Here is a 14066-nt window from a genome sequence, read left to right on the forward strand (position 1 = left end):
CGTCTCAGGTTTTTTTCCGAGAAGGAGATTGAAACATGACCGGACTACGAGACCAATTGCACGGGCTGTGGCTGCCGCTGGTGACGCCGTTTCGCAACGGACGTCTCGACGAGACATCATTGCGGCGGCTGACACGGCACTACGGCACACAGGCCGTCGACGGCTTCATCCTGGGGGCGACCTCGGGTGAAGGCATGACGCTGCGCGACACTGAGCTCGAGCGCCTCGTCGCCATCGTCCGCGACGAGATGGCGGCGGGCCGCCGCACCTTGCCGATCTGCCTCGGACTGTCAGGCGCGGACACCTCGCGCCTGATGGATCGCCTCGATGAAACCGCGGACTGGCCGATCGACGGCTACCTGATCGCGAGCCCTTACTATGTGCGGCCGTCGCAGCGCGGGCTGCTGGCGCATTTCGAGGCGCTCGCCGATCACGCCGCCTGGCCGATTGCGCTCTACAACATTCCCTATCGCACCTCGGTGAACATCACCAACCAGACGCTGCTGCGGCTCGCCGAACACAAGAACATCGTCGGCCTCAAGGATTGCGGCTCGAGCCGCGAGCAATCGATCGCGCTGCTGCGCGACCGGCCGAAGGAATTTCGCGTGCTCACCGGCGAGGACGCAAATTATTTCGAGGCGCTCACCGACGGCGCCGACGGCGGCATCGTGCTGTCCGCCCATGTCGAGACCGCGACATTTGCGGCCGTGTATGCGGAGCTCAAGCGCGGCAACCACGACGCCGCGCAGGCGCGCTGGCAGGAGGTCGCCGAGCTGACGCGGCTGCTTTTCGCCGAACCAAGCCCCGCGCCGGCGAAGTACTGGCTGTGGCGCAGCGGCCTCATCGACAGCCCCGAAGTGCGCCTGCCGATGGTGGAAGTGAGCAGCGAGCTCGCCGCAACGATCGATCGCGAGATCGAGCGACGAATGAAAGTCGCGGCGTAGGGCTTCATTTACCCTCCCCTGGAGGGGGAGGGTCGATCGCGCGCAGCGCGAGCGGGGTGGGGTGACGGTCTCTCGGCATCGAACACTGCCTGTGTAGAGAGATCACCCCACCCCGCTCCGCATTTCGCTTCGCTTCATGCGGAGCGACCCTCCCCTCCAGGGGAGGGTAAGAGGCGCCCGTGGTTAATCCCACCCCACACCCCCTTCGCATTCGCCGCATGGTGCATCCACGCCTCGTTTACCCAACCGCGCCTATCGTTTCTGTCCAAGACCTTCCAAAGGGGGAACGACCATGGGACATCGCACCCGGCCTACGGCCGCGAGCCAATTCGCGCCGGCCGATCTCTTGCAGGGAATTCTGGTGGTGTCGTCGTTCGGGTTCTGGGCGGTGATGCTCGGCCTGATGCCGGTGCTGCTGTTTCGCGTCTGGCTGGCGGGCTGACAGCGCGGCGCGGATGGTTAACCCGTGGTAGCAGCTGTGTTCAAATGTGCAGCTAGCTGCGCCCCGGAATCTTAAAACATCCCGCGTATCACTGACGCCCATAAGCGAAGAAATCGCGGGGGCGTTTGTGAATAATCATAGTGAGATGGCGTCGCATTACGACGCCGGACAGCAGAGCTTTACCACCGAGGACATTCTCTGGGCCGCCGGCATCTGGTCGGTGATCCTGAGCCTTTCGCCGGTCATCGTGTTCTACATGCTGATGGTGGCGTAGCCTCCTTCAGCAGACCCGAAAAACGCAAAACGCGCGGCTCGTCCGCGCGTTTTCGTCCGGGGAAATGAATGATGAAATTATGCCGCCTGCTTGTGCATTGCGCCGGATGCCGACGCCGTGCCGCGAATAGCCTTCACTGAACGCTCGATCGCCGCCCACAGCCGTGCAATTTCCTGAGCCGCACGGCTCTCGGCCTGATACTCCCGCGCGCCTTCGCCGTGGCTGAGCGCCATCAACAAATCGGAACGGTTGGTGATCTGGCCACCCCACACCGGAGCGCGGAATTTCGCCAGCGCCTCGCGCGCGATGGTGACGATCGGGCTTTCCGACTCGTCGCGGCGCGCCGGCGCACCGTTGAGCACGACCGCGTAGGGCTTGCGCGCGGCGCGGCACATCTGGATGGTTTCCTGCACCGCGTTGACGTCGAACACGCCGGGCCGCGCCGGAATGATCACCATCGTCGCGTTCCTGATGGCGTCGTCGACGACGGCCGACAGGTTCGGCGGCGTGTCGATCAACACCCATTCATAACCGTCGCGCTTGGCCGCGGAGACGATGCCGCTGACGGAGTTCACGGCCGGCTTGATCGGCGGCTCGTTGGTGCCACGCAGCTTGTGCCACAGCGTGAGCGAGCCTTGCGGATCCGCGTCCACCAGCATGACCTGCTTGCTCGCCTTGATCTGCGCGGCGAGATGTGCAGCCAGGGTGCTCTTGCCCGAGCCGCCTTTACGCGATGCAAAAACAATAACGTTCATACCTTCGGCCTCCAGATTGACCCCGTGGCTCGAAAATGAATCAGCGCGGTGATTCGTGAAAGAAAAATTTATCGGGAGTTGCGTTGCCGCCACGAAATAACAAGCCGTGTTGGCTTTTGAGTCACACTGCCAGGTACGACGCCGATGAAAACTGCAAGAAAACGCCTGCAATCGTGCGTTTTTTGAGCAGCGAGGCGGGATAAAGTGGAATGCAACCTTGCCGGGCAAATCGCCCTGCGACTCTTTTCCATCGCGCGCGCCTCATCGCCGCAAGGCTAGCGCGCGAACAAAACGAGTCCGACGGAGGAAACGCAGCCGCAGGGTTTCAAGGATGAACGTGCTGTCGCACTCAGCCTTCGCTGGATTTCTTCTTCTTGCTCGTCTTCGCCGCCGGCTTGGTGCTCTTCTTCGCTGTCTTGGGCGCGACGTGGGTCGGCTTGCCGGCACGCACCTCGCCCGGCTCGGGTCCCGGGCGGAAGAACACCCGGCACTGCGGCGAGAGCTGCGACTTCTTCGCGATCATGCAGGCGGTGATGGCATCGACGTTCGGAACGAACTCGCCGCACAGCCGCATCGCATCAGGCGTGCAGGCCTGCTGCTCTTCCTGGGTGTAGGCGAAGCCGGCGCGCGGCAGGACCAGGACGGCCAGGGCAATCCCGAAGGTTGCAGCGGCCAAGGGTTTTGACTTCTTCAAGCGAAACGCCGGCATCGATCCCCCCACATGTCGAGTTCAGTTGGAATAGTGGGTGAACGGGCGTTGCTTGGCAACCGAGGGGAGATGCGAAAGCCGGCACGTGTGCGGTCTCGGCAACAGGGTGGGCGGTCCGACAGTCTCCGCTGTCGTCGCCCGGCTTGACGGGACGACCCAGTATTCCAGAGACGCCTGACGTCCTCGATAGGCCGCGGCGTACTGGATCCCCCGCCTTCGCGGGGGATGACAGTTGTGGGTGGGGCGAGATCGGGCTCGACCCGAGGCCTCAACGACCATCCAACCAATAACCGCGAAAACAACCCCATGCACAGTAGCCAAGTCCAGCTGCGGATTGGCTTTTACGGATTTTACGAAATCAATTTGACGCGTCGGGCAAAACAGTGGCATGATGGCATGATCGAGGATGCATGGGGTGGTCAGCCAGCTCCCCGTGAGGTGAGGGGTGCATGGCCACCGTATTGATCGTCGCGCCGGTGTTTGCGCTGATTGCGGCGGGCTATGCCGCGGTCCTGTTTCGCTTCGTTTCGGACAGCGCGCACAAGGGCATCAGCGAGTTCGCCTTCAGCATCGCTATCCCTGCCCTGCTCTTCCGCACCATCGTCGTCTCGGAATTCCCCGACGTCAGCCCCTACAGGATGTGGGGCGCCTATTACGGCGCGCTCGCCCTCACCTGGATCGCGGCGCTGGCGCTCTCGGTGCTGCTGCGCCCGCGGCGCGAGGACAGCGAGGACGGCGTCGTGTTCGCGATCGGCTCGGTCTACGGCAACATCGTGATGCTCGGCATTCCCTTGACGCTCTCGGCGCTGGGCAATGAGGCCGCGGGCCCGATGGCGCTGATCCTGTCGGTGAACACGCCGCTGCTCTGGCTCTGCGGCATCCTGCAGATGGAGCTTGTTAGCCGCAAGCGGACCGGCTCGGCGCTGTCGGTGATCTCGCCCGTGCTCGCCGACCTCGCGCGCAACCCGCTGATGCTGGCGATCGGTTTTGGCGTGATCTGGCGTTTTACGGGCCTCGGCCTCACCCCCGTCGTCGACAAGACGATCGAACTGCTAGCGCAGGCGGGATCGCCGACCGCGCTGATCGCGCTCGGCATCAATTTGTTCCGCTTCGAGGTCAAGGGCGAGAAGCTGAGCATTTTGGCGATGTGCGCGCTCAAGCTGATGGCGATGCCGGCGGCGGCGTATTTGCTCGCAAAACTGCTCGACCTGCCGCCGATCGCGGCCGGCGTCGTCGTGTTGTTCGCGGCGATGCCGACCGGCGCGAATGCATACATCTTCGCGGTCCAGTATCAGCGGCTGGTGAACCCGGTCTCGGGCGCGGTGGCGCTGGGGACGTTCCTGGCGGCGGTGACGTTGCCGGTGGTGGTGTGGGTGGTGGGGATGAGGTAGCTTCTTTAATTGTGCGTTACGTATGGATGTCGAGCGGAAACAATTCGCCATTTTTTATGTATGACCCGACCTGCCAACAGATGCTGCCATGCTCCGTCACCGCATCGACCAAGACCTCGATGACCTTGTCCAGCCATTCGACATACTCTTCGAATGTCAGCTTTTCGGAACGCTCATAGATTTTGCCGATATTATAAGGAGGCGACGTTACGATTAGATCGAAACTGGCCCTCGGGAGCTTAGCTAGCACCCTCAGCACGTTGCCTTTGTGGAAGGTGGCAGTTGGAATGATCTTCGGTGAAGTGACTTGCAGCAATTGTCGGCCCCGAATCAAAGACATCGGGGAGTATTGCCGATTGCCTCCCATCGAGGGCGCAACAAGCGAAAATTTTATCCCCAACAACCAAAGGAGAAATCTAGCTCCTAGCTTCCCCTCGCGGTTCCCTCACGCTCAGAAAACCACAGGAGTTCCCAATTCGCAACCTGGGGCTGTACATACTTTCGGTGAAAGTGGGGTCTAACCGAGCCTAACCGAGCCGCCACGGCGAACAACCGCGGTCGACAGTATCGAATTGAAATCGCTGGTACAGTTGGGTGGGCTCGAACCACCGACCTCCTGTTCCACAGACAGGCGCTCTAACCAACTGAGCTACAACTGCATCCTGGCGAGCCGCTCCAAGGCGAGCCTGAAAAGGCCGGCGACCTAAGGGGGCTGGACGGGGCGAAAACTAGGTGCAACGGGCGTTTTTGGCAAGGCCGCAAACGGACGAAAAACCAGCGGAAATCACCCTCGGCGCGATGAAATCGGGCTTGATGGCGGCCATAACGGTTTGCGCTCCCGCTTGCAGGCAAGATTCCCCGTGGGGAGAGAACCCTCACCCGGCGCGCGCGGGACGATGCTTCGCATCGCCCGGGGGACGAATGCTTCGCATCGCCCGGACGCGCCGACCTCTCCCGCAAGCGGGAGAGGTGAAAAAAAACCCGGGCCGTTAAAGCCCGGGTTTCTTAATCAACTCAAACCGGCCAGTCCGCTCAGGCGGCGGGCGGGTAGTACTTCGAGGCGGAGGCCTTGATCGGCTCGGCGGTCTCATTGGCAACGCGCTGGCTGAGCTCGACCAGCTCCTTGGCCTGGGACTGGAAGGTCTCGAGCTGCTTGCGGGCGTGGCCGGTCCACAGCTCCAGCGCTTCCGACGGCGATTTGGCGCCGAACAGCTGCTGGGCGAAGTCCAGCTGGGCGCTGCTGTTGGCCTTCATGAACTCCACCAGCTTGGCGGTGTACTCGCTCGCGCCCTTGCTGGCGGAGGTGAACACGGCCTCGACGGTGCCATTGTGGGTCTCGGCGGCGTCCTTGAACTTGGCGTAGTTCTCGCGGGCCTGCGACACGCCCTTTTCGGCGAACGCACGCATCTGCTCGGGAACCTCGAACGGGATGATCGAGGCAGAAAACGGATCAGTCGCACCTGTCATGGTTGTCCTCACGCAAATTGAAAAAATGGAGTGAGCCTTCTGGCGCGCCCGCCGGCCCCGATTGTGGGCCCTCGCATTGAGCGGGTACGAAGACTGGAAACGCGAAACAAACGAGATGGCTCGCCCAGTACCGCCATTATTGCCGCGCATCATGTCAAGATTGTGCATCGCAATGCGATCCAACAGGCGTCGTAAAAATTTAATCTCGGAGAGGGTGAGGTTCCTGGGATGGGGAACCGGTGGTTGAGGTGGGAGGATTGGTGCCGAGGCGAGGCCGGCCCTTACCCCTGGAGGGTCCGAGACGAGCGGAGCTCGCTCGTGGGTCGATCGCGCAAAGCGCGAGCGGGGTGGGGTGATCTCTCCACCCGGGCACTGTCGGACGCGGAGACACCGTCACCCCACCCCGTCTCACATTCCGCTGCGCTCCATGTGAGCCGACCCTCCCCCTCCAGGGGAGGGTGGCACCGGTGATGCCGCGTGCGCGCACGTCACCTGGCATACGGCCTGACGACAGGCTTTGCCCGCGAATCCCTTGGATGCAATCGGGCTGCGGCTTGCGGGTTCGACACCATTAAGGTTATCGCGGCTTTAGGCCGGCTGTGAGAGACCGTGGCCGTGGACCTGCCCGCGCCTGCGGGCGATACTAACCCTTTCTTAAGGCTGCCATTCCCGGCAGCCGCCCCACGCTGAGAAGCGAGACTTAAAGCCGGTCGGATGAAGAGTTCGGATTTCCAGTTGCGAGGCGTGGGCGATCCCCGGCTGGCCGTGCACGCGACCTCTCCGCTGCCCGCCTGGCTGTGGTCGATCGACGGCACGCGCGTGCTCTGGGCCAATCCGGTCGGGGCAAAACTGTTCGGCGCGGCCCACGCCGCCGCCCTCGCGGACAGGATCTTCGGCCCGGCGGACAGCCACCGCCGCCAGGTCGCCCGGCTGGCCCGCAGCCTGCCGGCGAACGGCGCCGTGCGGCTCGAGCGGCTGCGCGGCTTCGGCGCCCGGCTCGGCATGCTGATGACCTGCGCCTGTACCCGGCTCGACTTTGCCGATGGCGGCCATGGCGTGCTCGTCGCCGCGATGGACCCGACCCTGCGCCCGATGCCGCTGGTCGAGCGGCTGCATCGTCTCGTCGCTGGCGCCAAGGTGCCGATGGCCGCGTTCGCGCCCGACGGGATGTTCGTCGGCGCCAGCGAAGCCGCCCGCTCCCTGCTCGGCTTTCGTGATCTCTTTGAGGCCGGCCTCGACCGGGCCCGCAGCGAAGCGCTGACCTGCGGCCGCGCCGCGACGCCGATCGGCATCGGCCAGATGGTGCTGCAACGGGTCGGCGTCGGCGCCGACATCGGCCTCGTCGCGCTAATCGATCCCGCGCAAGATGCGCGCGCAGCGTCGGCGCCTAAAAGCATGCCGAAGAACGATCCGTCATCGCAGCATCCGCCGGTCGGGATCGCATTGTTCGACGCCTTCGCAGAGCCGGCCGACGCAAGCGAAACCGCCGAGACCATGACGCCCGCGCCTGAACCTGCCGTGAGCGAAGCGCTCGTGGAGGCCTTCCAAGAACCGGTGCCCGACCAGACCACCGCGGCCAAGACTCCGGTTGAAAACTGCGCCCAGGCCATTGTGTCGCCGCAGGCCGCGCCGATCACGTCAGCCATGTTCGAGCTGCCGTCGGGCCACACAGAGACGCCCGCACCGCATCAGCATCCGCTGCGCTTCCTGTGGCAGATGGATGCGGAGGGACGCTTTGTGCTGCTCTCCGACGAATTCATCCGCCTGATGGGCCCGCACACCGCCGCCGGCTTCGGCCGCCCCTGGCGCGAGATCGCCGCGGAATTTGCGCTCGATCCCGAGGGGCGCATCGCAGAGGCGCTTGAAAGCCACGATACCTGGGCCGGCATCACCGTGAACTGGCCCGCCGATGGCGGCGAGCATCTGCCGGTCGAGCTCGCGGGCCTGCCGATCTACGATCGGGAGCGCAATTTCGCCGGCTTCAAAGGCTTCGGCGTCTGCCGCGATCTCGACGGCCTCAACCGGCTCGAAGCGCTCCGGCGCTTCGAGCGGCTGGCCGAGGTGCCGGCGCAGCGCGGCCTGTCCGCCGACGTCGTCGAGCCGATCTCCGAGCCGGAGGCCGAGGCCGCGACGCCGCCTCCGCCCATCGAACCGCCTGGGCCCGAGCCTGAAGCTGAACTGCCCGAACCCGCAACTGATGTGACTTCACACCCAACCGAGCCCGAGACGTCCGTGGAAACGCCAGTGGAAACGCCTCCCAATGTCGTGCCGTTCCGTCCGCATGGCGATGCGCGCTCGCCGACGCTGACGCCGGTCGAGAACAGCGCGTTCAACGAGCTCGCCCGGCAATTGTCCGAGCGCCTCGAACGCGAGCGCGAGACGATCGCGGCTGATACATCCGAGCCGCCGGCGGCAGAGATCACGCCCGAACCACCTGCACCGGAGTTTGAAGCGCCGCAAACCGCAGCCGAATGGCTGACCGAGCCTGCGCCGCCGGCACGCGCCGCGCCCGCGCGCGACCGCGCGCTGCTCGACCTGTTGCCGACGGGCATCCTGATCTATCGCCTCGATCGCCTGCTCTATGCCAACCCTGCCTTCCTGGCGCGCATGGGCTACGCCAACCTGGGCGCGCTGGAGGATGGCGGCGGGCTGGACGCGCTCTATGTCGAGCCGGGCGTCTCCACGGCCAGCAGCACGTCGCAAGGCGGCACGCCGGTGACGATCAGCGCGGCGATCGCCAACGGCGAAGCGCCGCTTGCGACCACCGAGGCGCATCTGCACACGATCGACTGGGACGGCGAGAGCGCGCATGCGCTGATCTGCGCGCTGCCGCAGGCCGCGCCGATTGTCGCCGCGCCCGTCATCGCCGAGACCATTGTCCCCGAATCCTTCCCCTACGCGCCCGACCTCGAGCCCACAGCCGGCGATGCCGACGCCGAGGATCTCGCCGCGATCCTGGACACCACGGCCGAGGGCATCGTGATGTTCGATGCCGAAGGCAACATCCACGCCTGCAACCGCAGCGCCGAGGCGCTGTTCGGCTATGACGGCGATGCGCTGCTCGAGCAGAATCTGGCGACGCTGTTCGCGCCGGAGAGCCAGCAGATCGTCGCCGACTATCTCGAAAGCCTGAAGAGCCAGGACGTTGCGAGCCTGCTCGACCACGGCCGCGAGGTGCTGGGCCGCGAGAAGAAGGGCGGCGTCATTCCGCTCGCGATGATCATGGGCCGCACGCGGCCGGACGGCCCGAACTTCTTCGCCGTGTTCCGCGATCTCTCGCAGAGCAAGAAGGGCGAGAGCGAGCTGACGCAGGCCCGCCGTCGCGCCGACGGCGCAGCGACGGCCAAGGCCGACATGCTGGCGCGGATCAGCCACGAGATCCGCACCCCGCTCAACGCCATCATCGGCTTTGCCGAGGTGATGATCTCCGAACGTTTCGGCGCGCTCGGCAACGAGCGCTATGGCGAATACATGAAGGACATCCGCGCTTCGGGCGAGCGCGTCATCGCCATCATCGACGATCTCTTGGAGCTGTCGCGGATCGAGACCGGCAAGCTCGACCTCAACTTCGCCAACCTCAATCTCAACGACCTCGTCGAGGCCTGCGTTACGGTGATGCAGCCGCAGGCCAACCGCGAGCGCATCATCATCCGCACCTCGTTGGCGCATGCGCTGCCGCAGGTGACAGTGGATGCGCGCGCGATGCGGCAGATCACCGTGAACCTGATCTCGAACTCGATCCGGCTTGCGAGCGCCGGCGGCCAGGTCATCGTCTCGACCGCGCTGACCGATCGCGGCGAGATCGCGCTTCGCATCCGCGACACCGGCCATGGTCTCAGCGAACGCGAAGTCGCCGCCGCGATGGAGCCGTTCCGCACCCCGCCGCCGGGCGATGCCGCGGACAGCGCCGCGCTCAGCCTGTCGTTGACCAAGGCGCTGGTCGAAGCCAACCGCGCCCAGTTCAACATCAAGAGCGCGGGCAATTCCGGCACGCTGATCGAAGTGGTGTTCGCACCGGCGCTGGCGAAGGCGTAAAGCGGCGTCGGGAGGCCACCTCTCCCAGCGGGGAGAGGTCGGATTGGGCTCGGCGATGCGAAGCATCGTCCGAAGCAATTCGGGTGAGGGGCTGCAGCGTTCCGTGAGACTGTTACCCCTCACCCGGATCGCATCTTCGATACGATCCGACCTCTCCCTACGGGAGAGGTGATCAACATCCTGGGCGCGCACCGATCCAATCGATAGCCCTGCCCTTTAGAGCATGTTGTTTTTTGCCGGAATCGGATTCCCTGCGGGGAGGATTTCTGATTCAAGCTCCATGCTGGAAAGCGGAGGCCAGCATGGATGACGCGACCGCTTTCGGAAGACATTCGCGAACGCGCTCTTGCGCGAGCTGACGCGGGCGAGACCGTTCGTTCGATCGCAGAAGCGCTTCAGATCAGCCCTTCCTGTGTGACGAAGTGGAAGAATCTGCGGCGGGAGACCGGAGGCGTTTCTCCCGGCAAGATCGGCGGTCACAAGAAGCCGGTTCTGTCCGGCACCAATGCCGACTGGCTGCGCAAACGCATTCACTCCGGCCCATTCACTTTGCGGAAGCTGACGGAGGAACTGGCTGCGCGCGGGATCAAGACAGACGTGCGGGCGGTGTGGACGTTCGTTCACGCCGAAGGGCTGAGCTTCAAAAAAACGGTCCTGCCGGCCGAACAAGATCGTCCCGATATCGCCCGTAAACGGACGCGCTGGAAGACCCATCAGGGCAGGATCGACGCTTCGCGCCTGGTCTTTATCGACGAGACCTGGATCAAAACCAACATGGCGCCGCTGCGAGGCTGGGGGCCGAGCGGGCAACGTCTCCAGGCGTCTGCGCCTTTCGGCCATTGGAAGACCATGACCTTCATCGCGGCGCTGCGCCACGATCGGATCAGCGCGCCATGGGTCATCGACGGCCCAATCAATGGCGAGCTCTTCACCCTTTATATCGAACAGGTACTGGCGCCGACCCTCGCAAAAGGTGAACTCGTCATCCTCGATAATCTCGGCAGTCACAAGGGCAAGGCGGCGCGCAACGCCATCCGCGCCACAGGAGCACATCTGCTCTTCCTGCCGCCCTACAGCCCCGACCTCAACCCGATCGAGCAGGTCTTCGCCAAGCTCAAACACCTGATGCGAGCCGCCCAGACACGTGATGTCGAAGCGACTTGGCGCAAGGTCGGCGAACTCCTCGACCTCTTCTCCAAGGAGGAGTGCGCCAACTATCTCAAAAATTCAGGGTATGTTTCCGTATAAAAACATCACGCTCTAGCTCTCGCGAACTCGGCTGGCCCGCCCCCGGATCGTCGACATCATAGACGATCAGGCTCTTCGCGGGATTGTCCGTCATCCTATCGTCGAAACGACGCGCCCGGCTTGGGTCAACTGACTTGGGTCAACTCGACGACAAACCACCCTCGACCTCGGCGCTCAGAAGAGTGGACATGATTTTCTGTCCCACGGACGAGGCGAGGCTGCCGGCGGACAGAACGACGACGCCATTGCCCGACGGAGCGTTTGCGCCGTTCTGAACCCAGCTCTCAAACCCCATCCACGAGCTGAAGCCCGGTACGCTGCCATCTTTCGACAGGACACGTCCCGCAGCGCCGGCGATTTTCGGAAAGAACCATCCAATCGCGACCGTGGGGCCCTGCGTCTGCACCTGGCAGGTGCCCGTCGTACCGCATTTGCCGCGGGCCGGGCTGGCCTGCTGCTGCATCTGCAGGATGGCGAATTCCGTTGGTGAAGGCTGCAGTTGGCCCATGTTGTAGAGCAGCCATTGAAGCATGTCCGAGGCGCAGCTGACGATCGCTCCGGCGCCGAACTCCATCGTTGGGCCCGGCTTATAGCTCTGACCCACGTCGTAAGGCTGCGTCCCGTTATATCCACACGCCATGCTGGGCACTTGGCCCGTACTGAACAAAGCGGTGTTGCTCATGCTCAGATCCGCGCACAGCTCCGCGAGTTGCGCGTTGTACCCATCATAGACGTCGACATAGGGTTTCTGCGGGTTGAGACCGACGATAGCCAGGAGCGACCAGGCAAGGTTTGAATAGGTGTAGCAGTGGCCCGCGGGGCAGATCCAGGACGAGTGCTGTCCGCTGTTGAACCAATCGACGAGGTCGGCGAGGTTCTGCAAGTTGCTTGGCGGGCAGAACTGTCCCCGCGGATCGGGGGGCTCGTCATTGTCCTGCGGAAACCCAGAAGCATAAGTGACGATATTGGCAACCGGAATCCCGCTGATCGCTACCGGCAGGGAAATCGAGGGCATGCAGGACCCAACCGTATTCCCGTCATATGTGCCTTGAAGACTGTAAAAAATCCTGGACGTGAAAACTTTTGAAATGGATCCGATTTCGAACAGAGTATTTGGCAGCTTCGCAGCGCTCACGACATCATGGTTTGAGTCCCAGACTTCAGTCTTAGAGGGAGAGAAGAACTTTGCGGAGGGGGTGCCGGAGCCGTCAAAATCCGTGAAGACGTAGACTGCCATCCCCATGTAATCGCTGACGGCCGCGTCTATGATGTTTTGGATCGCCGAGCTCGGGTCCGAAAAGGCCATTTGCGCCCCTCCCCATTACAAGCTTGCATCGCAAGCAAGCTTTAGCACCTTTCGCTGCGGTTGTCTTTATTAGAATGACACCGTGGAGGTTGATAGCGTGATTTGATGGTGAAGAGCGGTCCAAGTCCCCGCGTGGGCGCTCAAATAACGCGCAGCGCTCAAATAAAAAGGCACGGCGCTTGCGGCGCCGTGCCCTTTCGCGTTCCTGTGGCCTGGATCAGCTGTAGATCTCGAACAGGCCGGCGCCGCCCTGGCCGCCGCCGATGCACATGGTGACGACGCCCCACTTGGCCTTACGGCGCGCGCCTTCCTGCAGCAAATGGCCGGTGAGCCGCGCGCCGGTCATGCCGAAGGGATGGCCGATCGCGATCGAGCCGCCGTTGACGTTGTACTTGGCGGGATCGATGCCGAGCTTGTCGCGGCAATACAGGCACTGGCTGGCGAAGGCTTCGTTGAGCTCCCACAGATCGATGTCGTCGATCTTGAGGCCGGTGCGCTTCAGCAGCTTCGGAATCGCGAACACCGGGCCGATGCCCATCTCGTCGGGCTCGCAGCCCGCGGTCGCCCAGGCAACGAAGCGGCCGAGCGGCTTGAGGCCACGCTTCTCGGCGTCCTTGGCTTCCATCAGCACCACGGCGGCGGCGCCGTCGGAGAGCTGGCTGGCATTGCCGGCGGTGACGAACTTGCCGGGACCCTTGACCGGCTCGAGCTTGGCAAGGCCTTCCATCGTGGTGTCGGGCCGGTTGCACTCGTCGCGATCGACGACGTAGTCGACGATCGACTCCGCCTTGGTCTGCTTGTCGACCACTTTCATCTTGGTCTTCATCGGGACGATCTCGTCCTTGTACTTGCCGGCCTGCTGCGCCGCGGCCATACGGCGCTGCGATTCCAGCGAGAACTCGTCCTGATATTCGCGGCTGAGCTTGTAGCGCTCGGCGACGATGTCGGCGGTGTCGATCATCGCCATGAAGATGTCAGGCGCGACCTTGAGCAGTTCCGGATCGATCAATTCCTTCGGCGAGCCGCCGCCCGGAATCGAGATGCTCTCGACGCCGCCGGCGACGATGCAATCGGCGCCGTCGGAGCGGATCGAGTTGGCGGCCATCGCGATGGTCTGCAGCCCCGAGGAGCAGAAGCGGTTCACCGAGACGCCGGCGGTGGTCTTCGGCAGGCCCGCGAGCAGCGCCGCCTGGCGGCCGATGTTCGGCGCGCCATGGGCGCAATTGCCGAGATAGCAGTCCTCGACATAGTCCTTGTCGACGCCGGCGCGCTTCACCGCGTGCTGGATCGCGTGGGCCGCGAGCGACATCGGCGCCGTGATGTTGAACCCCCCGCGGCCGGATTTGGCAAGACCTGTGCGCGCATAGGAAACGATGACGGCTTCACGCATTGTGTTCTCCCTTTTCGAACGATTTTGAACGGAGCGTCCTTATCGCCATTGGTACACAAAGTTTGGCGAGCGCGGGAAAAATAAAACGCCGCCTCCAGGTGATGG

The 14066-nt window shown here is 63.7% G+C and carries 12 protein-coding genes and 1 tRNA gene; 6 read left to right on the forward strand and 7 right to left on the reverse strand.

The window, feature by feature from the left end; genetic code table 11:
* The first annotated feature begins 35 nt into the window (after positions 1-35).
* The 3 genes from dapA (at position 36) to ACSKB8_RS15575 (ending at position 1660) form a co-directional block, all read left to right on the forward strand.
* Positions 36-944: a 4-hydroxy-tetrahydrodipicolinate synthase gene (gene dapA / locus ACSKB8_RS15565; RefSeq protein WP_438105062.1), complete on the forward strand. Its 909-nt coding sequence runs from the start codon at positions 36-38 to the stop codon at positions 942-944.
* A gap of 292 nt (positions 945-1236) precedes the next feature.
* The gene (locus ACSKB8_RS15570; RefSeq protein ID WP_164934661.1) at positions 1237-1386 is read left to right on the forward strand and encodes a hypothetical protein; all 150 of its coding nucleotides are present in this window, start codon (positions 1237-1239) and stop codon (positions 1384-1386) included.
* A gap of 91 nt (positions 1387-1477) precedes the next feature.
* Positions 1478-1660 (forward strand): hypothetical protein, encoded by a 183-nt coding sequence (locus tag ACSKB8_RS15575; protein WP_438110546.1) that lies wholly within the window; start codon positions 1478-1480, stop codon positions 1658-1660.
* A 77-nt stretch (positions 1661-1737) separates the two neighbouring features.
* Here ACSKB8_RS15575 and ACSKB8_RS15580 read toward each other — a convergent pair whose 3' ends face one another.
* Both ACSKB8_RS15580 and ACSKB8_RS15585 read right to left on the reverse strand, forming a co-directional pair.
* Positions 1738-2415 carry a ParA family protein gene (locus ACSKB8_RS15580; protein WP_091886574.1) on the reverse strand — a complete coding sequence of 226 codons (678 nt, stop codon included), beginning with the start codon at positions 2413-2415 and terminating at the stop codon, positions 1738-1740.
* A 349-nt stretch (positions 2416-2764) separates the two neighbouring features.
* Positions 2765-3124, reverse strand: coding sequence for a hypothetical protein (locus tag ACSKB8_RS15585; protein ID WP_438105064.1), 360 nt, complete (start codon positions 3122-3124; stop codon positions 2765-2767).
* A gap of 449 nt (positions 3125-3573) precedes the next feature.
* On the opposite strand from ACSKB8_RS15585, the gene ACSKB8_RS15590 reads away from it, so the two are divergent.
* Entirely contained in the window at positions 3574-4515 is a 942-nt protein-coding gene (locus tag ACSKB8_RS15590; RefSeq protein WP_438105066.1) for an AEC family transporter, read from the forward strand.
* Positions 4516-4531: 16 nt separating this feature from the next.
* Here ACSKB8_RS15590 and ACSKB8_RS15595 read toward each other — a convergent pair whose 3' ends face one another.
* From ACSKB8_RS15595 to ACSKB8_RS15605, 3 genes are all read right to left on the reverse strand, one after another.
* The gene (locus tag ACSKB8_RS15595) at positions 4532-4855 is read right to left on the reverse strand and encodes a DNA methyltransferase (protein WP_438105067.1); all 324 of its coding nucleotides are present in this window, start codon (positions 4853-4855) and stop codon (positions 4532-4534) included.
* Positions 4856-5097: 242 nt separating this feature from the next.
* Positions 5098-5174: transfer RNA gene (locus ACSKB8_RS15600), tRNA-His, on the reverse strand.
* 373 nt (positions 5175-5547) lie between these two features.
* Positions 5548-5982 carry a phasin gene (locus ACSKB8_RS15605; protein ID WP_130212981.1) on the reverse strand — a complete coding sequence of 145 codons (435 nt, stop codon included), beginning with the start codon at positions 5980-5982 and terminating at the stop codon, positions 5548-5550.
* A gap of 714 nt (positions 5983-6696) precedes the next feature.
* On the opposite strand from ACSKB8_RS15605, the gene ACSKB8_RS15610 reads away from it, so the two are divergent.
* Complete coding sequence (locus tag ACSKB8_RS15610) at positions 6697-10017, forward strand: PAS domain S-box protein (protein WP_438105069.1); 3321 nt, start codon at positions 6697-6699, stop codon at positions 10015-10017.
* A 306-nt stretch (positions 10018-10323) separates the two neighbouring features.
* Complete coding sequence (locus ACSKB8_RS15615) at positions 10324-11265, forward strand: IS630 family transposase (RefSeq protein WP_438101750.1); 942 nt, start codon at positions 10324-10326, stop codon at positions 11263-11265.
* Positions 11266-11404: 139 nt separating this feature from the next.
* On the opposite strand, the gene ACSKB8_RS15620 is transcribed toward ACSKB8_RS15615, so the two are convergent.
* Together ACSKB8_RS15620 and ACSKB8_RS15625 are read right to left on the reverse strand one after the other, a co-directional pair.
* Complete coding sequence (locus ACSKB8_RS15620; RefSeq protein WP_438105071.1) at positions 11405-12571, reverse strand: serine hydrolase; 1167 nt, start codon at positions 12569-12571, stop codon at positions 11405-11407.
* A gap of 217 nt (positions 12572-12788) precedes the next feature.
* A complete protein-coding gene (locus ACSKB8_RS15625) occupies positions 12789-13961 on the reverse strand; it encodes a thiolase family protein (protein ID WP_438105073.1) in 1173 nt (390 codons plus the stop codon).
* Between the last annotated feature and the right edge of the window lie 105 nt (positions 13962-14066).

Source organism: Bradyrhizobium sp. BR 1432, assembly GCF_051547705.1.
Lineage (GTDB): Bacteria > Pseudomonadota > Alphaproteobacteria > Rhizobiales > Xanthobacteraceae > Bradyrhizobium > Bradyrhizobium zhanjiangense.

What these genes read in the sequence shown, in the direction of transcription:
- ACSKB8_RS15590 (WP_438105066.1), top strand. Translation starts at nt 3,574, where the DNA reads ATGGCCACCGTATTGATCGTCGCGCCGGTGTTTGCGCTGATTGCGGCG.
- ACSKB8_RS15625 (WP_438105073.1), bottom strand. Translation starts at nt 13,961, where the DNA reads ATGCGTGAAGCCGTCATCGTTTCCTATGCGCGCACAGGTCTTGCCAAA.
- ACSKB8_RS15585 (WP_438105064.1), bottom strand. Translation starts at nt 3,124, where the DNA reads ATGCCGGCGTTTCGCTTGAAGAAGTCAAAACCCTTGGCCGCTGCAACC.
- ACSKB8_RS15580 (WP_091886574.1), bottom strand. Translation starts at nt 2,415, where the DNA reads ATGAACGTTATTGTTTTTGCATCGCGTAAAGGCGGCTCGGGCAAGAGC.
- ACSKB8_RS15605 (WP_130212981.1), bottom strand. Translation starts at nt 5,982, where the DNA reads ATGACAGGTGCGACTGATCCGTTTTCTGCCTCGATCATCCCGTTCGAG.
- ACSKB8_RS15620 (WP_438105071.1), bottom strand. Translation starts at nt 12,571, where the DNA reads ATGGCCTTTTCGGACCCGAGCTCGGCGATCCAAAACATCATAGACGCG.
- ACSKB8_RS15570 (WP_164934661.1), top strand. Translation starts at nt 1,237, where the DNA reads ATGGGACATCGCACCCGGCCTACGGCCGCGAGCCAATTCGCGCCGGCC.
- ACSKB8_RS15610 (WP_438105069.1), top strand. Translation starts at nt 6,697, where the DNA reads ATGAAGAGTTCGGATTTCCAGTTGCGAGGCGTGGGCGATCCCCGGCTG.
- ACSKB8_RS15615 (WP_438101750.1), top strand. Translation starts at nt 10,324, where the DNA reads ATGACGCGACCGCTTTCGGAAGACATTCGCGAACGCGCTCTTGCGCGA.
- ACSKB8_RS15595 (WP_438105067.1), bottom strand. Translation starts at nt 4,855, where the DNA reads ATGTCTTTGATTCGGGGCCGACAATTGCTGCAAGTCACTTCACCGAAG.
- dapA (WP_438105062.1), top strand. Translation starts at nt 36, where the DNA reads ATGACCGGACTACGAGACCAATTGCACGGGCTGTGGCTGCCGCTGGTG.